Annotated in this window: 18 protein-coding genes; 7 read left to right on the top strand and 11 right to left on the bottom strand. The window is 45.9% G+C overall.

From position 1 onward, the window contains the following. Nucleotides 1-1,372 (bottom strand): endopeptidase (locus tag RCH62_RS06615; RefSeq protein ID WP_306474886.1); only part of this gene is annotated, 1,372 nt, incomplete at its 3' end. A 148-nt stretch (nt 1,373-1,520) separates the two neighbouring features. On the opposite strand from RCH62_RS06615, the gene RCH62_RS06610 reads away from it, so the two are divergent. From RCH62_RS06610 to tpx, 4 genes are all read left to right on the top strand, one after another. Next, complete coding sequence (locus tag RCH62_RS06610; protein ID WP_125329767.1) at nt 1,521-2,243, top strand: metal ABC transporter ATP-binding protein; 723 nt, start codon at nt 1,521-1,523, stop codon at nt 2,241-2,243. Then, the gene (locus RCH62_RS06605) at nt 2,240-3,082 is read left to right on the top strand and encodes a metal ABC transporter permease (protein WP_306474885.1); all 843 of its coding nucleotides are present in this window, start codon (nt 2,240-2,242) and stop codon (nt 3,080-3,082) included. The genes RCH62_RS06610 and RCH62_RS06605 overlap by 4 nt, the downstream gene beginning before the upstream one ends. 11 nt (nt 3,083-3,093) lie before the next feature. Beyond that, nucleotides 3,094-4,026, top strand: a complete 933-nt coding sequence (locus RCH62_RS06600; RefSeq protein ID WP_061564678.1) for a metal ABC transporter substrate-binding protein — start codon at nt 3,094-3,096, stop codon at nt 4,024-4,026. Nucleotides 4,027-4,113: 87 nt separating this feature from the next. After that, complete coding sequence (gene tpx, locus RCH62_RS06595) at nt 4,114-4,608, top strand: thiol peroxidase (RefSeq protein WP_048717579.1); 495 nt, start codon at nt 4,114-4,116, stop codon at nt 4,606-4,608. A 109-nt stretch (nt 4,609-4,717) separates the two neighbouring features. Here tpx and RCH62_RS06590 read toward each other — a convergent pair whose 3' ends face one another. Continuing rightward, nucleotides 4,718-5,743: a DUF3114 domain-containing protein gene (locus RCH62_RS06590; RefSeq protein WP_042361347.1), complete on the bottom strand. Its 1,026-nt coding sequence runs from the start codon at nt 5,741-5,743 to the stop codon at nt 4,718-4,720. Between the two features lie 140 nt (nt 5,744-5,883). Here RCH62_RS06590 and RCH62_RS06585 point away from each other — a divergent pair, with 140 nt between their 5' ends. Beyond that, on the top strand, nt 5,884-6,537 hold the full coding sequence (locus RCH62_RS06585; protein ID WP_306474884.1) for a metal-dependent transcriptional regulator: 654 nt from the start codon (nt 5,884-5,886) through the stop codon (nt 6,535-6,537). A 293-nt stretch (nt 6,538-6,830) separates the two neighbouring features. On the opposite strand, the gene dtd is transcribed toward RCH62_RS06585, so the two are convergent. Together dtd and RCH62_RS06575 are read right to left on the bottom strand one after the other, a co-directional pair. Continuing rightward, entirely contained in the window at nt 6,831-7,274 is a 444-nt protein-coding gene (gene dtd, locus RCH62_RS06580) for a D-aminoacyl-tRNA deacylase (RefSeq protein WP_023027608.1), read from the bottom strand. Nucleotides 7,275-7,477: 203 nt separating this feature from the next. Next, entirely contained in the window at nt 7,478-9,697 is a 2,220-nt protein-coding gene (locus RCH62_RS06575; RefSeq protein ID WP_135783201.1) for a bifunctional (p)ppGpp synthetase/guanosine-3',5'-bis(diphosphate) 3'-pyrophosphohydrolase, read from the bottom strand. A 261-nt stretch (nt 9,698-9,958) separates the two neighbouring features. Here RCH62_RS06575 and RCH62_RS06570 point away from each other — a divergent pair, with 261 nt between their 5' ends. Beyond that, nucleotides 9,959-12,418 carry a bifunctional 2',3'-cyclic-nucleotide 2'-phosphodiesterase/3'-nucleotidase gene (locus RCH62_RS06570; RefSeq protein ID WP_306474883.1) on the top strand — a complete coding sequence of 820 codons (2,460 nt, stop codon included), beginning with the start codon at nt 9,959-9,961 and terminating at the stop codon, nt 12,416-12,418. Between the two features lie 41 nt (nt 12,419-12,459). On the opposite strand, the gene RCH62_RS06565 is transcribed toward RCH62_RS06570, so the two are convergent. The 7 genes from RCH62_RS06565 to RCH62_RS06535 all read right to left on the bottom strand — a co-directional run bounded on the left by RCH62_RS06565 (nt 12,460) and on the right by RCH62_RS06535 (nt 17,392). Further along, the gene (locus RCH62_RS06565) at nt 12,460-13,209 is read right to left on the bottom strand and encodes a 16S rRNA (uracil(1498)-N(3))-methyltransferase (RefSeq protein WP_306474882.1); all 750 of its coding nucleotides are present in this window, start codon (nt 13,207-13,209) and stop codon (nt 12,460-12,462) included. 1 nt (nt 13,210) lies between these two features. Continuing rightward, a complete protein-coding gene (gene prmA / locus RCH62_RS06560; RefSeq protein ID WP_129270388.1) occupies nt 13,211-14,161 on the bottom strand; it encodes a 50S ribosomal protein L11 methyltransferase in 951 nt (316 codons plus the stop codon). A gap of 137 nt (nt 14,162-14,298) precedes the next feature. Then, a complete protein-coding gene (locus RCH62_RS06555; RefSeq protein ID WP_117744950.1) occupies nt 14,299-14,772 on the bottom strand; it encodes a GNAT family N-acetyltransferase in 474 nt (157 codons plus the stop codon). Beyond that, nucleotides 14,769-15,203 (bottom strand): NUDIX hydrolase, encoded by a 435-nt coding sequence (locus RCH62_RS06550; protein WP_031574864.1) that lies wholly within the window; start codon nt 15,201-15,203, stop codon nt 14,769-14,771. Before RCH62_RS06550 ends, RCH62_RS06555 begins: the two co-directional genes overlap by 4 nt. A 49-nt stretch (nt 15,204-15,252) precedes the next feature. After that, complete coding sequence (locus RCH62_RS06545) at nt 15,253-15,795, bottom strand: hypothetical protein (RefSeq protein WP_129270386.1); 543 nt, start codon at nt 15,793-15,795, stop codon at nt 15,253-15,255. A gap of 22 nt (nt 15,796-15,817) precedes the next feature. After that, on the bottom strand, nt 15,818-16,891 hold the full coding sequence (locus tag RCH62_RS06540) for a site-2 protease family protein (protein WP_306474881.1): 1,074 nt from the start codon (nt 16,889-16,891) through the stop codon (nt 15,818-15,820). Nucleotides 16,892-16,909: 18 nt separating this feature from the next. Next, nucleotides 16,910-17,392 carry a DUF3013 family protein gene (locus RCH62_RS06535; RefSeq protein WP_306474880.1) on the bottom strand — a complete coding sequence of 161 codons (483 nt, stop codon included), beginning with the start codon at nt 17,390-17,392 and terminating at the stop codon, nt 16,910-16,912. A 114-nt stretch (nt 17,393-17,506) separates the two neighbouring features. On the opposite strand from RCH62_RS06535, the gene RCH62_RS06530 reads away from it, so the two are divergent. Then, entirely contained in the window at nt 17,507-18,778 is a 1,272-nt protein-coding gene (locus RCH62_RS06530; RefSeq protein WP_129270382.1) for a replication-associated recombination protein A, read from the top strand. Nucleotides 18,779-18,881: the final 103 nt, after the last annotated feature.

Genomic DNA, 18,881 nt, shown 5'->3' with positions numbered 1-18,881 from the left:
GTGCTTGTAAAATCGCTGCTGGGAAGACGATTTGGTTTTGTTGCGGATCATAGTAAGCATTGACCATATTAGCTGGCATGTGCCATTCGCTCCGATCGACTGGTTGGTTCCACTTGCTCCAAGTATGGGCAATGGAAATTTCATAGAGAGCTTGAGCATTTTCCACCAAGGTCTTGCTCTCGTCGATAATCTTTTTGGCGTATGTTTCTGGTAATTTTTCAGGGTAGCCAATATGCGGTGTAATGACATTGAGTTTGACAATGGCTTTTTCACGAGTTTCAGGAGCGAGCCAGTCTGCTTTTTCTAAGCGCTCCTTGTAGACGTCAATCATGGTCGCTACTTTATGCTCTACGTCTGCTTTTGCTTCTGGTGAGAATTTTTCGCCCGCATACCAAAGGCCAAGTGCTTGGCTATAAGGTCCTTCTGCCAAAGCCAAAGCGGCTTTTTCTTTCGGACGAGGTTCTGGAATCCCTGTAATGGTCCGTCCATACTCACCAGACAAGACACGAATTTCTTCGGTCAAGAAAGATGTCCAATCTAAGGCTGCACCGAGTTTCAATTTAGCATGAATAGTTTCCCAGTTGGCTGCCGAGTAGTATTTTGGAGCGAATTCCTTCCAGAAACGCTCTTCCGGCACGATGATTTTATCTGGTGTTTGTCCGATCACTTCTGTAAAGAAGGCATCGAGTGGCAATTCTGGAACCAAGGCATTGAAATCTGCCCACTCATATGGATGGTAGAGTTTGTTGTACTCAGATTTTTCTTCATTTGATAAAACATACTTAGCCAATTCTGCATCTGCTGCAATGACTTTATCCAGGATATCTTTGATTTCTGCCTCTGAGAATTCAAATTTTGGCAAGAGTTTTTCCATCATCTGGCGCCAGATAGCCAGTAATTCTGGACCCTTTTCGTTGCCTTCTTCATAGTAGGTCGTATCTGGCAAGATGAGAGCAAGAGACTCTCCCCACAAGACATTCATTTGAGCATTCATAAAGTCTGGTGATACGCTAAATGGCAAGAGATTTGGTTTGCCAGCTAGTTCATAGGTGCCTAACTTGCTGGTATAGTCTTCAAAAGAAGACAGAGCCTTAATTTCACTAATCAAAGGCATGACTGGTGCTACACCAGCTGCTTCACGCGCATCAAAATCTGCCACCATTTTGTGGTATTTGACAAAGTTTTGGAGAATGCTGTCTTCGGGCAGCTCTTCTCCCCGTTGCCATTTTCCGGTAATATCCAACATCAAGTTTTCGATATCTTGGATCAAGTCCATAAAACCACCAGTTGACGGTTTGTCATCAGGAATAACAGCTGTCTCAGCCCATTCCCCATTGACGTAATCATAAAAATCATCTTGTAAACGTACCATGATCTTCTCGCTTTCATTCTTTTCTATTAACCTTATCAAAAATAGGTCTATTTTTCAATGATTACAAGTGAGTTAATCTAAATTATTTAAAAAATTAACTTGACTTAATCTTTTTATTCATGTATATTAATGGCAAAGGAGAAAAATCATGATTCAAATTGAACATCTCAGTGTTGCTTACCAGCAAACACTGGCCTTGGAGGATCTTTCCCTCACCATCAAGGGGCCAACCATCCTAGGAATTCTTGGACCCAACGGTGCGGGGAAATCAACTCTGATCAAGGCCATGCTAGGACTTCTCCCTCATTCGGGAAAGGTCCTGCTCGATCAACAAGATCTCGGCCAAGTTCTTCAACGAGTGGCTTATGTTGAACAAAAGACAGCTATTGATTTCCACTTCCCCATCACGGTGCGGGAATGTGTCTCACTGGGCCTCTACCCCCATCTTTCTATCTTCAAGAGAAAAAGCAAAGAGGATCTCCAAAAGGTGGAAGATGCCTTGCGGCTTGTCAATCTCCTTGATCTAGTCGATCGCCAGATTGGCCAGCTTTCGGGAGGGCAATTCCAACGGGTCCTAATCGCTCGCTGCTTAGTCCAAGAAGCAGATGTTATCTTTTTGGATGAGCCCTTCGCTGGGATTGACTCTGTTAGCGAAGAAATCATCATGCAGACACTCCAAACCTTGAAAAAGGAAGGCAAGACCATCCTGATCGTCCATCACGATCTCAGCAAGGTTCCAGCTTATTTTGACCAGGTCTTGCTCCTTCATCGCAAGCTGATTGCTTTTGGCAAAACAGAGGAAACCTTTACCAAAGAGAATCTTCACGCAGCCTACGGTCATGAACTCTTTATAGGAGGTGGAGTCAGATGATTACAGAATTTATCAATGGATTACAGCATTTCCACTTCTTACAAAATGCCCTGATCACAGCCATTGCCATCGGGATTGTCGCTGGAGCTGTCGGATGCTTCATCATTTTGCGAGGCATGTCTCTCATGGGAGATGCCATCTCACACGCGGTCCTTCCGGGGGTGGCTCTGTCCTTTATCCTGGGCATCAATTTCTTTATTGGCGCCATTGCCTTCGGGCTGTTAGCTTCCATCCTGATCACCTATATCAAGAGCAACTCCATCATCAAGAGCGACACTGCGATTGGGATTACCTTTTCTTCTTTCCTCGCCTTAGGAGTCATTCTGATCGGAGTCGCTAAAAGTTCTACCGACCTTTTCCACATCCTCTTTGGAAATATCTTGGCCGTGCAAGACCAGGATATGTGGGTGACCATCGGTGTTGGAGTGGCAGTCTTACTGGTGATTGTCCTGCTCTTTCGTCCCCTACTGCTCACTTCTTTTGATCCTGTTCTGGCTCAATCCATGGGCGTCCGGGTCAAACTCTATCACTACCTGCTCATGGTGCTCTTGACCTTGGTTTCTGTCACTGCCATGCAGAGTGTCGGGACCATTCTCATCGTCGCCATGCTCATCACACCCGCTGCGACAGCCTATCTCTATGCCAATAGCCTCTGGTCCATGATGCTCCTTTCATCCGGATTAGGTGCTCTAGCTTCTATCCTGGGACTCTTTATTGGCTACAGTTTCAACATCGCCGTCGGGTCTTGTATTGTCCTCACTTCTGCCATCTTCTTTCTCATCAGCTTCTTTATCGCTCCTAAGCAGAGAAAGAATAAGCACGCTCTTTCACCTCATTAAAGGAGAAACACATGAAAAAAATCGCTTCTGTCCTCGCCCTCTTTGTGGCGCTCTTATTTGGCCTGTTGGCCTGTAGCAAAGGCTCTTCTTCTAAGTCCTCATCTGATAAATTGAAGGTGGTTACCACCAACTCCATCCTCGCAGATATCACCAAAAATATCGCTGGGGACAAAATCGAGCTCCACAGTATTGTCCCTGTCGGCCAAGATCCCCACGAATACGAACCACTCCCAGAAGATGTCAAAAAAACTTCACAAGCAGACCTGATCTTCTACAATGGGATCAACCTCGAAACGGGTGGCAATGCTTGGTTTACCAAATTGGTCAAAAATGCTAATAAAGTAGAAAACAAGGACTATTTCGCTGCCAGCGATGGCGTAGAGGTCATCTACCTAGAAGGCCAAAACCAAGCTGGAAAAGAAGACCCTCACGCTTGGCTCAATCTCGAAAATGGAATCATCTACGCTAAAAACATTGCCAAACAATTAATCGCCAAAGATCCAAAAAACAAGGACTTCTACGAAAAAAATCTAGCAGCCTATACTGAAAAACTAAGTAAGTTAGACCAAGAAGCCAAGCAAGCATTCAATAACATCCCAGCAGAGAAGAAGATGATCGTAACCAGTGAGGGTTGCTTCAAGTACTTCTCCAAAGCCTACGGCGTCCCATCTGCCTATATCTGGGAAATCAACACTGAAGTAGAAGGGACACCTGAACAAATCAAAACGCTACTAGAGAAATTGCGTCAAACCAAAGTACCGTCCCTCTTTGTCGAATCCAGTGTCGATGAGCGTCCTATGAAAACTGTGTCTAAGGATAGCAATATCCCTATCTTTGCAAAGATCTTTACTGACTCAATTGCCAAAGAAGGGGAAGAAGGCGACAGCTACTACAGCATGATGAAATGGAATTTAGAGAAAATCGCAGAAGGTCTGAACAAATAAGATTCCAAACTGATTAGATTCTCAAACAAATCAGTGGCTCTTCCCCCTTCATTAATGTACAATGAAAAGAAAAAAGGAGTCTTTGCTATGACAACATTTTTAGGAAACCCTGTTACCTTTACCGGATCTCAACTTCAAGTTGGCGATACTGCTCATGACTTTTCACTGACTACACCAAACTTAGAGAAAAAATCTTTGGCTGATTTTGCTGGGAAGAAAAAAGTCCTCAGCGTGATCCCATCTATTGACACAGGTATCTGTTCTACTCAAACACGTCACTTCAACCAGGCCCTCTCTGACATGGAGGACACTGTGGTCTTGACAGTTTCTGTCGACCTTCCTTTCGCTCAAGGTAAATGGTGTGCTGCTGAAGGGATCGAAAATGCCATCATGATCTCAGACTACTTCGACCATTCCTTCGGAAAAGCCTATGGCCTCTTGATCAATGAATGGCATTTGCTCGCACGCGCTGTCTTGGTCCTAGATGCAGACAACAAGGTCACTTACGTCGAATACCTAGACAACATCAACAGCGAACCCAATTACGACGCGGCAATCGAAGCCGTCAAAGCACTTGGATAAAGTAAAAAGAGGTCTAGGACCTCTTTTTACTTTATCTACAAAATCTGTTCAGAGACTTTCCTTAGGTGAGTTTCTAAGAGGCCTTTTTCTTCAATCCGAAAGAGGACTACTATAAAATCCGATGGAGCCCATTCTTGAGTAAAAGTCGCCAGCGTAAGCGTGGGATGCCTCTGAGGAAACTCCGCACGCGCTTTGCTACTTGTTGCTTATAGCTCTTGCCTCCTTGTGCAAAGGTTCCCTTCCGACTCCAGTAGCCTTCAATACTGCGATCATTCTTCGGAGCTAGATAGCGAACACCTTGCTGATAGAGAACCTTCTTGCGAAAAGCTGGATCCCACGGTTTAACGGGATCGATATCCAAGTCCTTATGGGTATGGCCTTTGGCTAAGCCATAGTTGAAACTGGCTCCATTGACAATGCCATTTTCAGAAATCTGATACGGATCCACTTCGTTGAGAAACTGGCCACCCTGATCCAGGATATACTCTGTATGAAAGTTGAGCAATACCTTAAAATTCAACTGGGCCTGAGCACGAGATGGGAAAGCAAGTTGGCCATCTTGATCCACATAGACCTTATTATGGAGACGAGCTGCTGCATAAGCATCGATTTTGATCCCTTTTGTCTCCTGCAAGTAAGCTTGTAGCGCCTCTTCATCAGTCTGCCCCGCTCTGGCATAATGCTCCCGAATCCACTGGGCCTGGTAGGCAGAGAGCAGATAGCGAAACTGGTGAACCTGTCGTTTTAAGAGCTGATCTCCTGCTTTGCTGGCTAATGGATCCTGAGCAAATGCTACTTGAACCACTCTTGAAAAAGAGGACCAAAAAGACGAATGAGGCGGGCAATCTGGCCAGAACCGCTTCAGTAAGAAGGCAGTCTCCTCACAGGTTCCCGATAAATCCCGTGGCATGAGACAGAGGTGCATGACCCCTCTTAAGAGGGCCTGGGCACGGCCTTCCGTCAACCCTTGCAGTTCTCTCTGCCACATCTCTTGGAAAAGAGGACTGGCAAAGACGAAGACAGAGCGGTAAGAGTCTTGCCTTGTTGCTTCATCTTCGCAAGACTGCAGTTGTTTTTCTAAGTAGCTGAGACCTCTGGTCGTCCAGCCCAGTTTTTCCAATTCCTGTCGCTGCATTTGCACCCTCCTTTCCATATTGTTCTCGGTTTATGCTTCTATACTATCATCTTTCTCCCTCCCAGACAATTCCTATCCACTGGCCAAGCCATTTCGCGCTTTTTTTGATATACTAGAAGAAGCGAAGAAAAGAGGACCCTATGACACCAAATAAAGAAGATTACCTCAAGTGCATCTATGAAATCGGCACGCAACATGAAAAAATTAGTAACAAAGAGATTGCGGCCCGGATGCAGGTTTCGCCTCCAGCCGTGACTGAGATGGTCAAACGCATGATCTCGGAGAATCTCCTCATCAAGGACAAGACCCACGGCTATCTGCTAACCAAGCTCGGCCTCCAAACGGTTTCCGATCTCTTTCGCAAGCACCGCTTGATTGAAGTGTTCTTGCTCAAAAAACTGGGCTATACGACTGAAGAAGTCCATGAAGAGGCTGAAGTGCTCGAACATACTGTCTCCGACCGCTTTATCGATAAACTTGACCAGATGTTAGACACTCCCAAAACCTGCCCCCATGGAGGAACCATTCCACCCAAAGGAAAAATTCTCATCGAGGCTTACCAGGACCGTTTGAGTGATGTCAGCGAACCGGGAACCTATCGTTTGCGAAGAGTCCAGGATAGCTTTGAATTGCTGAATTTTTTAGACCAGATCCAGCTGACCATTGGAGATGTCATTCTCTTCAAAGGCTATGATGATTACACCGGCCTCTATCATCTCCAGATCAAAGACCAAGACATCCAAATCAATCATCTGATTGCCCAACAACTTTACATAGAAAAACATGCCCTTTGATAAAGGGCATGTCAGATTGAAGAAATAGTATTCCTAGAAACTTTCCTTAGGTGAGTACGGACGTCAGCGAACTTCTACGAAGTTCCATGACTTAGTTTTGAACCTAAGGTTTCAAAACTCCCGAATGCTTGAAACAACAATGTTTCAAGCATTTTTCTCACAGCGGAAAGTTTCGGATTTACTTTGACAATCCAGAGTAATATAAGAATTTTTTTGAAAAATTATCCAGCTATCCTAAGTAAAAAGTAATTTGTCTACATTCAAACATGCCTTTTAATCAAGGGCTTGTTTTTTTATGGATTTTTCGTATCGAGGATGATGGTCACTGGGCCATCATTGATGAGTTCAATTGCCATATCTGCAGCGAAGACCCCTCGTTTGACAGGGACTTCCTTTTCTAACAAATCATTAAAATCATCATAGAGCTGGCTAGCCATCTCTGGATTGGCTGCCCCAATAAAGGCTGGACGATTGCCTTTTTTTGTCTGGGCAAAGAGGGTAAATTGAGAAATCGAGAGGATTTCTCCTTGAATATCCTTAACAGATAAGTTCATCTTCCCTTCTTCATCCGAGAAAATTCGCATTTGCGTGACCTTTCGTACTGCGTATTCCAGGTCCTTTTGGTCATCATCCGGACCCACTCCCACCAAGAGAAGAAGTCCTTCTTGAATCTGACTATAAACTTGACCATCAATAGAAACCGAGGCCCTTTTGACCCGTTGAATTACTAATTTCATCTTATTATCCTATTATACAATCTATTGGGCTCACCACTAAGCTTCAAAGAACATCGACTTCAAACAAGGCGATGAAAAGCAGGCAGACTATCCGAAAACCAAAGGCTGTTCAGTTGCTTTTAGGGCAAGGCAGCGAGACGAAGACAGTACTGGAGTACGGCGAGGCGAGCTAACGAAGCAATAAAAGATAACTGAGCAGCCGACTAGCCGTTGGTACGCTTAACAGAGTACACCTCCGGCACACTCTTAATCTTATCCACAACCGTTGTCAACATAGACAGGTTTGGAATCCCGAAGGAAATGTGGATATTGGCAAATTTCATATCTTTGGTTGGTTGGGCATTGACAGTTGAGATCATCTTAGCCGTGTTGGAGAGGACTTGAAGGACATCGTTGAGGAGGCCTGCACGGTTGAGGCCGTAAATATCGATATGGGCGATGTAGTCCTTGGTCGTGTTATTGTCTTCCCACTCGACATCAATCAAACGTTGCTCGTAGTTGTCTTGGGCCCGCAGGTTCATACAATCTTGACGGTGAATAGCAACCCCACGTCCTTTGGTAATGTAGCCGACAATTGTATCTCCTGGCACAGGATTGCAACACTTGGCAATCCGGATCAAGAGACCAGAAGCTCCTTGGATGACCACACCACCTTCATGGCGGACCTTGAGGGTGTCTTTTTTATTTTCAACCTTGACTTCGCCACCTTTGACCAGCTCTTCGGCTTCCGCACGCGCCTTGGCTTTTTCCTCTTCGCGGCGCTCTTCCTCCGTCAAACGATTAAAGACAGAGATGGCTCCGATTTCTCCAAAACCGATGGCCGCAAACAAGGCCTCTTCGGTCTTGTAGCTGGTCTTTTGCAAGACCTTGTCCATGTGCTTCTTATCCATGAACTTGTTGGCAATCATATCATGCTCATGGAATTGGGCCATGAGCAACTCTCGTCCACGGTTGATCGAGAGTTCCTTGTCTTGGTTCTTAAAGAATTGGCGGATCTTATTGCGGGCCTTGCTGGTCTTGACGATATTGAGCCAGTCACGACTTGGTCCAAATGAATTTGGATTGGTGATGATTTCAACCTGGTCACCCGTTTTCAGCTTGGTAGTCAAAGGAACCATACGGCCATTAACCTTGGCACCAGTCGCTTTTTCCCCGATCTTGGTATGAATCTCATAGGCAAAGTCAATCGGTCCAGAATCCTTTGGAAGAGAACGAACCGCTCCATCTGGGGTAAAGACATAAATCTCTTCGGCTAGATAGTTTTCTTTGACCGTATCTACAAATTCTTTGGCATCATCCGCCTGATCTTGGAGTTCCATCATCTCCTTGATCCAGTTCATCCCAATAGCCGATTCTTTGCTATTGACTTGGCCCTTGATTCCTTTCTTATAAGCCCAGTGTGCCGCAACCCCGTACTCAGCAACCTCGTGCATTTCCTTGGTACGGATCTGGAACTCGATGGGACCTTTTGGTCCGTAAACAGTGGTATGGATGGACTGGTAACCATTGGCCTTGCGATTGGCGATGTAGTCCTTGAAACGGCCTGGCATAGGCTTCCACAACTCGTGGATATAGCCCAGCATGGCATAGACGTCACTTGGTGATTCTAGGATACAGCGAATGGCAATCAAATCATAGATTTCATCAAAGCGCTTCTTCTTATCCTGCATCTTGCGGTAGATGGAGTAGATATGCTTAGGACGACCATAGATTTTCCCATAGAGGTGGCGTTCTGCCGCATAGGACTCGATCTTTTGGACAACTTCTTCTACCAAGGCTTCCCGCTCGCGACGCTTCTCCTTCATCATATGGGAAATTTTATAGAACTCGACTTCATTCAGATAACGGAAGGATAGATCTTCCAATTCCCACTTGACGCTGGAAATCCCGAGACGGTGGGCTAGCGGCGCATAGATTTCCATGGTCTCCTGGGAAATCCGTTCTTGCTTGTCCTTGCGTAAATGCTTCAAAGTCCGCATGTTGTGCAAGCGGTCTGCTAGCTTGACCAAGATGACACGGATATCCTGAGACATGGCCATGAGCATCTTGCGGTGGTTCTCTGCCAGCTGCTCTTCATGGGACTTGTATTTGACCTTCCCGAGCTTGGTCACTCCATCAACAATCACTCGGACATCGTGCCCAAATTCACGTTCTAGATCATCTAGGGTCGCGTTTGTATCCTCGACAACGTCGTGCAAAAAACCACAAGCAACCGTCACAGCATCCAACTTCAATTTTGCCAAAATGCCGGCAACTTGAATAGGGTGGATGATATAGGGTTCACCTGATTTACGGAATTGCCCACTATGGCAGTCGACTGCATAAAGGAGAGCTTTTTCTACAAATGCAACATCCTCTCCCGACAAGTATTTTTTGGTAAGGGCAATAACCTGGCCCCCTGTTAAAGGTTCTTCTTTCGGCATCTAGTTTTCTCCACTTTCTTGCCTTCTATTCTATCACTTTTAGCTCTATATGAAAACTAGTCCGATTGACTTTCATGCTATTGGAGGAGCTTTCCAGCACTATCAGCCAGAAATCCCGAACTTAGGTTCCCTTTTTATACAAATACTCCATTTTTTATAAAAAATTCATTAATTTGTAATATATAAAAAATAATAAAACGAATAAATTCTGAACAAAATAAGATATAATAGAAAGACATCATTTTATTTAGGAGGACAACCATGTCATCATTCCGTAAACAGGCTGCCCTATTCAGCCTTGCTGCCGCTTTCTTGGCAACGACGACTGCCCAAGCAGATGAAGCGACAAGCTCAAGTGCAACTGATTCGTCGGCAACTGCTGTCACAGAGGCCGCAACTCCTGCTACTAGCTCTGAAGCAAGCACTAGCAATAACACTCCGACTGCTAGTGGAGAAGCCGTTGCTACAGCAACCGAAGCGACTCCTGCTGCACCTCAAAATAGCGCCAGTGACGCAAAAGCGACCACTCCAGTTGAGGGGCAAGAAGTCGATGTCCGTATCCTTGCGACAACGGACCTTCATACCAACTTGGTCAACTATGACTATTATCAAAACAAACCAGCGCAAAACGTTGGTCTAGCAAAAACAGCTGTCTTGATCGAAGACGCGAAAAAAGAAAACAGCAATGTCCTCCTCGTTGATAATGGAGATACTATCCAAGGAACTCCTCTTGGTACCTACAAGGCCATCGTCAATCCCATCAAAGATGGTGAGCAACACCCGATGTATACAGCTCTTCAAAAATTGGGCTTTGATGCAGGAACGCTTGGAAACCACGAATTCAACTACGGACTAGACTACCTTAAAAAGGTCATCGCAACCGCTGGTATGCCGATCGTCAATGCCAACGTTGTGGATGCAAAGACTGGTGAATTTGTCTACGACCCATATAAGATTATCAAAAAGACCTATACTGACAAGAACGGTCGTTCAGTCGATGTCAATATCGGCGTAACAGGGATCGTCCCTCCACAAATCCTCAGCTGGGACAAGGCCAACCTCGAAGGCAAGGTCAAGGTTAATGACTCCGTCGAAGCCATCCAAGCCATCATCCCAGAAATGCGCAAAGCCGGAGCAGATGTCGTCCTCGTTCTCTCTCACTCTGGTATCGGAGATGACAAGTATGAAAAAGGCGAAGAAAACGAAGGCTACCAAATTGCCAGCCTCCCAGGTGTTGACGCCGTTGTAACAGGTCATTCACACGCAGAATTCCCAAGTGGAAACGGAACTGGCTTCTACGAAAAATATGCGGGTGTCGACGGTGTAAACGGTAAAATCAATGGAACACCCGTCACCATGGCTGGAAAATACGGCGACCACCTCGGAGTAATCGACCTCAATCTTCGTTATACCGATGGTAAATGGTCTGTTGTTGGAAGTAAGGCTGCCATCCGCAAGATCGACACCAAATCAAAAGTAGCCGATGAGCGCATCACCGAGATTGCGAAAGAAGCGCATGAAGGAACAGTCAAATACGTCCGCCAACAAGTCGGAACTACTTCTGCTCCAATTACTAGCTACTTTGCCCTTGTGAAGGATGATCCATCTGTCCAAATCGTAAACAACGCACAAACTTGGTATGCTAAGAAAGAACTAGCAGGAACTCCAGAAGCCAACCTTCCAATCCTCTCTGCTGCGGCACCATTTAAGGCGGGTACACGTGGAGATGCTACTGCCTACACAGATATCCCTGCTGGCCCAATCGCTATCAAGAACGTCGCTGACCTTTATCTCTATGATAACGTCACTGCCATCCTCAAGGTGACTGGTGCCCAACTCAAGGAATGGTTGGAAATGTCTGCTGGTCAATTCAACACGATTGACCCGACTAGCAAAGAGCCTCAACAGCTTGTCAACCCTAACTACCGGACCTACAACTTTGACGTCATCGACGGGGTGACCTACGAGTTTGACGTGACCCAGCCAAATAAATACGACCGCGAAGGAAAAACAGTTAACCCCGATGCTAGCCGTGTCCGCAACTTGAAATACCAAGGCAAAGAAGTAGCTGCGGATCAAGAATTTATCGTTGTGACCAACAACTACCGGGCAAACGGAAAATTCCCAGGCGTTCGCGATGCTAGCCTGAACCAACTCCTTGGATTGGAAAACCGCCAAGCTATCATTAACTACATCTTGGAAGAAAAGAATATCAACCCAAGTGCAGACGGTAACTGGCGCTTTACAGACAGCATCAAGGATGTAGATATCCGCTTCTTGACAGCTGACAAAGCTAAGGATCTGGTTGGTAAAGACGGAGATGTCGTCTACCTTGAACCGTCTAAACAAGAAGGATTTGGGGAATACCGCTTTGTTTATGTGGAACCAAAAGTAGAACCTGAAACAAAACCAGAAGAACCAACAAGTCCTGAAACAGGAAAAAATCCATTTATCTTTGTACCGAACCATCAGAAACCGGCACAAGATGAAACCATCACCTTATCTCATAGCCAACAAACCATTACCCTTCCTGCTCCAAGTCAAGAAGGAGCTCGCCCTGCAGAAGCTCGCCAAGAAACTGCTAAGCCAGTAGTTGCTTCTTCTATCAGCGAAAAAACCTTGCCTGAAACAGGAGAACGTGCTTCCATCTTAGCCCTTATCGGATTGGTGATGACCGGACTTGGCTTCCTTATTCCATCTCGTAAGAAAGAAGAAAACTAATTCTTTCTTGTTCTCATAAAGAAACGCGTGAAGATCTACCTTCACGCGTTTTTCATTAATTCTGTGACAACACTCACTGCGCTAAGGGCATAGAGTGGGGCGGTTTCTGCACGGAGAATCCGAGGGCCAAGGCCTGCAAGGACTGCTCCTTTAGCTTCAAAACTTTCAATTTCAGCAGGTGAGAGACCTCCTTCTGGACCAAAGATAAAGAGAACCTTGCTCCCTTTTTCAAGCCCACTTACAGCTTGTACAAGAGCAGCGCTTTCGCCTTCTTTGGCCGACTCTTCATAGGCTACCACGATGCGGTCAAACTGGTCGAGTTGGGCTAGAAAGTCTGCCTTTTTCTCAAAAAGGGTAATGCTTGGAACAAGATTCCGCTTGCTTTGCTCTGCTGCTCCAAGGGCGATTTTTTCTAGTTTCTCAACCTTTTTACCCAATTTCTTGCCATCCCACTTGGCAACTGACCAATCGGCAGGAAAGGCCCAAATTTGACTAGCACCGAGCTCTGTTACTTTTTGAGTGATAAACTCCAGTTTATCCCCCTTGGGAAAGCCTGATGCGATGGTCACTTGAATAGGTAGTTCCACATTGTCATCCAATTCCTCAACCAGCTCAAACTGACGCGCCTCCACATTGACCACGCGCGCCAAACGCTTAATGGCATCATCAAATACTAAAGCGACCTCATCATCTTCTTTCAGGCGCATAACCTGAAACATGTGCTTGCTGGTCTCCTTGTCCTCGATGGTGACAGGTGATGTGGCAAGACCTTTGACAAAATACTGCTGCATGCTAGCCTCCAATCACACCTGAGACATCCTTGGTCTTCTTGAAGACGCAGGCATTCCATTCCCCTTGAATCATGTGGGTTTCAAGGAAAAATCCAGCTGCTTCCGCCGACTCACGGACCATGTCCCACTTGTCCCTGATAATGCCACTCATGATCAGGTAACCTTCATCCTTGACCAAGCGATAAGCATCATCTGTCAGATGAATGAGGATATCCGCCAAGATATTGGCCACGATGACATCTGTTTCAATCTCCACCCCCTTGAGCAAATCGCCTGGCGCCACATGGATATTTTCCATGCCAGGGTTGAGTTCAATATTCTCCTGAGCGACGCGAACTGCCACATCATCTAGATCATAGGCAAAGATTTCCTTGGCACCCAGAAGTGAGCTAGCAATAGAAAGAACTCCTGAACCAGTCCCCACATCTAGCACTGTTTCGCCACCACGAAGAACCTGCTCCAAGGCAAAAAGACTCATCTTGGTTGTTGGGTGGGTCCCAGTTCCAAAGGCCATACCTGGATCTAACTTGATAATCTTTTCTCCCGCAGTCGCCTCATAGTCCGTCCATGACGGCACAATTGTCAAGTCATGAGTGATGCGAGCTGGTTCATAGTATTTCTTCCAGTTGTCGGCCCAGTCTTCCTCCGCCAAGGCAGTAGTACCAATCTTGACTTCTCCTAAGTCCATAAAATCCGTCAATTCTGCTAAGCGAGCCTGCAAGTCCGCTTCAACCGCTACCACATCAACCGTTTCAGGATAGTAGGCTGTCACCACAATTTCTTCTTGTTGCTCGACCTCAGGGAAAATCTCACCAAAGCGATCGACGTTGCCCACATAGTCCATACTGTCTTCAATCGCAACACCCTGGGCACCTAACTCAATCAAGAGATTGGAGACCAACTCCTCTCCCTCACGCTTGACTGTAACTTTTAACTCTTGCCATGTTTCCATTATTAAGATACCAAGCCCGTAAAACACAAAGCCAAAATAGGAAACTCTCTGAAGACGTTTGTGTCTAAGAGAAGTTTATCTTTTTGGCACCGTGTTTAGGGCGGGTTCAGTTTAAAAATTTAACTGAACCGTCCTTTCTATTTCTCTATCAATTTTTTCATGTAGACCATATCCATGCCTTCTTTTTCAGGCTCGATATGGGTTTGATGGTAGCCATTCTTCTCGTAGAACGCAACCATGCCTGCATCCTGTAACACCGTACACAAGTCCCATTGTCTAACAGTTGAAAATTCCTCTTCTAGTAAGCGCAATCCTTCAGATCCATACCCTTTTCCCTGATACGGAGGCAGAATCGCTGCGGTCCCCAACCAAGCTTCCGTTAACTCGGCATTGGTCTGAACTCGTAAAAATCCGATGTTTTCTTCATCTTCTTTTACAAAGTAGTAATAGCTATTGGGACGTTCGACTAGTTTCCATTTGATTCGTTCGCGGTCCTCGAGATAAGGGTCATATTCATCATGGTATTTTTCATAAACAGCCTTAAAGCTAGCTCTCTGAATTGCAATAATAGTTTCTAAATCCTCTGCTCCCGCTCGAACAAGTGTTATCATAAACCTTCCTCCAAATAATCCCTCAATCTCCCCTGTAGCTGAGGCACTGCCTGTTTAGACTTCAAAAATTCCTCAATAGGCATCAGTTTATAGGCCTGTCCTTCATTCCCAAAGGTAATATTGTCAAATTGTTCTTGTCTTAGCTGACCAACCATAAAGACCGATTGCTTGTCTTTAAAGATTACGCTAGGATAAATCTTGCTCCAAAGCAGACAGTCTTCATCTAAATGAATTCCCAATTCCTCATAAACTTCACGCGCTGCGCACTCGAAAGGGCTTTCGTTTCCTTCACGACCACCACCTGGCAACTCCCACATGTTGGGACAAGGGATATCGTCCTTGTCATCACGTAAGATAGTCAAGACCTTATCCCCACAAATCAAGGCAATCTTGCAACCTTGGAAATCCATTCTGCTATCCAATAATTCCATGATATTTACTCTTTTCTATGATAACAATTACTCTCTAGGAAAATACGAGCTAGCTTTCTTCGATTACTTTTTGGCACTCTGCATCCCAGTACGCCAGCCATCTGCCATGTCTTTTCGCAAAATAAACCGTAAACTCATCGTTTACATAATCTGCAACATAGCGAAGATTAGGCGGGTTTTCCTCACCGCTTAATATCCAAGGATGGAAGCAAAAGGTTTTCTCCCACCTCTTCTGAGTATAACCGAGATTCTTGGCATACTGAGGGATAGGTTGTTGCATCTCACTTTCCAAATGGGACTGAATGGCATTGTCAAAACTATTCAAACTAGCTAATAGTTGCTGAAACTGCTCTTCTTCCTCCGTATTAAAACCAACTAGAAATTCAAATTCCGCAAAGTCTTCAGGAAATTCAAGTTCTGTGACTGTACCATCTTCTGCATAGCGCCCCTCCTCATCGACAAGTCGACGAGTTCCAGACTTCAATATTCGCTCGAAATCAAGATCCGCAAAGCGATTTCGAGGAAGGATCGACTCACGCTCTTGAGATTTTTGGGATTTTTTACTAAATAACCGCTTAAATATCTGAAGCATCGTACAGCTCTCTTTCCTTTTCTCAGTTCACCTGGGTCTCTTCTTCCTGTATGGCTTGTTCCAACTCATCTAACCACTGCTGGTAATAGGCTTTCTCATCCCGCAACATGCGACTCACACCCATCTTCTGTCTGGCAATCTTGATCGCCTTGTGGGTCTGGGCCAAATCCTTCTTGACGGTAAATTGATACCAGGCTTGGACCGCCTGTATATTGGTCAATTTCATCGACAAAAAAGACTTGACTCGTCGAATGGTCGCGTACTCCTCTGCTTTATCATCATCTCCTTCCAGCAAGGCGATATGCAGTAGGGATAACTGAGCAGCCGTTTGAATCATCGGATTATCTGCTCTCTCCAGTAAAGCCTGAAACTGCTCCTTAGCCGCCTCGCGATTGCCCTCTAGAATCAAGACTTCTCCTTGAAGGGCTAAGACACCCTCCACAAAGCCTCCTTGCGCCTCCTCAGGAACAGGTCTAACAAAATCTTTTAGATCGTAATCTTCTGGTGCTAGCAGGGTCTGAGCAGAATGGCGCAATCCTAGATAAGCATAGGGTACATTTTCAGGATGGTGCATCAATTCTAAAATTTTAGCTCCATCTGTAATCCCAAGGGGGAGAGCATTGGCCAAAATGAAGGAGAGATTGAGACAAATCCAAGTGCCTGCAAAATACCAACTCTGTGTCAGAACTCCAAAAAGGATGGATACGATAAGTAAAGTCAAATGAACCAGCAAACCACCGGAGAGCATCAAGATCATTCGTTGGTCACTTTCATCCTCTTTTAGTCCAATATACTGGGCGCCGACATTTTTCAGAACGGCCGTGCGACTAAGACGAAACTTCCCTGCTTTTTTAGTCAGGAGAAAACTTCCCAAGCCTAAAGCGACGAGCCGATAGCCCGTCAGATAGCCACAAAAAGCATGCCCCAGTTCATGGAGAATGAAAATGAGATACATGCTAGAAAAAGTGAAGAGATACCCCGGTACAAAAACCAGTTGAAAACCTAACTCCGTAAAGGCGATCGTCCCCAAGGCAAAAGCCCCCATCAAGAGAAGAAAGGACAGGCCGTAAACCAGGTAGGTCCCAAGTTTTTTCATCAACTCACCCACTCGTTTCTAATATCTCGGATAAGGGTAAAAGGTGCTTTCTTCCAGGCCGACTTTGCCTTCTTCAAAAACTTCTTGGTTCCAGACGATCTCAAAGCTCTCTGCTTCTTCGTCTGCTAAGAAATCCATGAGGTCATCCAAGGCCAGCTCGGCTGTATCCTTTAGGAAGGTCGCAAAATAAGCTAGAAACTCCCGAGACAAGCCTTTTTTCGGCTCATACGGAAGGGCTGTTAAATAGGCATCTTCTTCCACATGCGACTTGGCTGGATTGTAGAAGATGACGGCTTCTTCAAAGAAGATATCCTCGTCAGACTCTTCCCCCGACTCTTCCCCCGACTCATCGACCAAGGCAACCCCTCCTGTGTTTTGTACTTCTAAGAGAAAAGCCACTTCTACCGCATGATTCTTCTTATCCCAATTGATCTCAAAGTCAAAGGGAAAGACCTTTTCCATTTCCTCTTCTAAAACATCCAAAAATCCATATTTAGACATCATGTCCTCTTTCTAATTTCCCACTCTTAGAGCGGAATATGATACAATAGTTACTACAATCTTACCATAAAAACTGCCTCTTTTAAAGGAGACAAAGCTAGAAAGGAGACCCTCATGCCGGACAATCTCGCCCTGCGCATGCGCCCCAAAACCATTGATCAGGTCATCGGACAAGAACACCTGGTCGGCCCAGGGAAAATCATCCGCCGCATGGTGGAGGCCAATCGTCTCTCGTCCATGATTCTCTTTGGCCCACCAGGGATTGGCAAGACCAGTATTGCTTCTGCCATCGCAGGCACGACCAAGTATGCCTTTCGGACCTTCAATGCAACTGTCGACAGTAAAAAACGCCTGCAAGAGATTGCAGAGGAAGCTAAGTTTTCAGGTGGTCTAGTCCTGCTCTTGGACGAGATTCATCGCTTGGACAAGACCAAACAAGATTTTCTCCTGCCTTTATTGGAGAGCGGTCTGGTCATCATGATCGGCGCTACAACCGAAAATCCTTTCTTTTCCGTGACGCCTGCCATTCGCAGTAGGGTGCAGATCTTTGAGCTGGAACCCTTGACCAATGAACAGGTCAAAGAGGCGATCCAGTTGGCACTGAGCGACCCTGAGCGGGGCTTTGACTTCCCTGTTACCCTCGATGAGGAAGCCTTGGATTTCATCGCCACTTCGACCAATGGAGACCTGCGTTCTGCCTATAATTCTCTCGATTTGGCTGTTCTCTCTACCAAGGAAGGGGAGGATGGCGTTCGCCACATCAGTCTCGACATCATGGAAAACAGCCTCCAGCGCAGCTATATCACCATGGACAAGGATGGAGACGGCCACTACGATGTCCTCTCTGCTCTGCAAAAGTCCATCCGCGGATCCGATGTCGATGCTAGTCTCCACTACGCCGCACGCTTGATTGAAGCGGGCGATCTCCCTAGCTTAGCCCGTCGCTTGACGGTCATTGCCTACGAAGATATCGGCCTGGCCAATCCAGATGCACAGATCCATACGGTGACAGCCCTTCAGGCAGCGGAGCGCATCGGCTTTCCCGAAGCCCGCATCCTCATCGCCAACATCGTCATTGACCTGGCACTTTCGCCTAAGTCCAACTCGGCCTACGTCGCCATGGATAAGGCCTTGTCTGATCTCCGGAAATCGGGCAATCTTCCTATCCCTCGCCACCTCCGTGACGGTCATTATGCTGGAAGCAAGACCTTGGGAAATGCCCAAGACTACAAGTACCCTCACAATTATCCTGGCAATTGGGTCCAACAGGACTACCTACCAGACAAGCTTAAGGGGGTCTCTTATTTCACTCCCAATGAAAATGGCAAATACGAGCGAGCCCTAGGGGCGACAAAAGAGAAGATTGATCAACTCAAGAAAAGGTGATATCGGTTCCAAAAAATTGAGATTTTCCCTTGAAATTTTTTTGAAATATGGTATCATATACATATAGAAACGCTGTGGTGTACGACTTCACACTTAAGTGTTG

It is taken from the genome of Streptococcus sp. (assembly GCF_030825805.1).
In the GTDB taxonomy this organism is placed as follows: Bacteria; Bacillota; Bacilli; order Lactobacillales; family Streptococcaceae; genus Streptococcus.
This window is presented reverse-complemented; position numbering and strand designations above follow the sequence as displayed.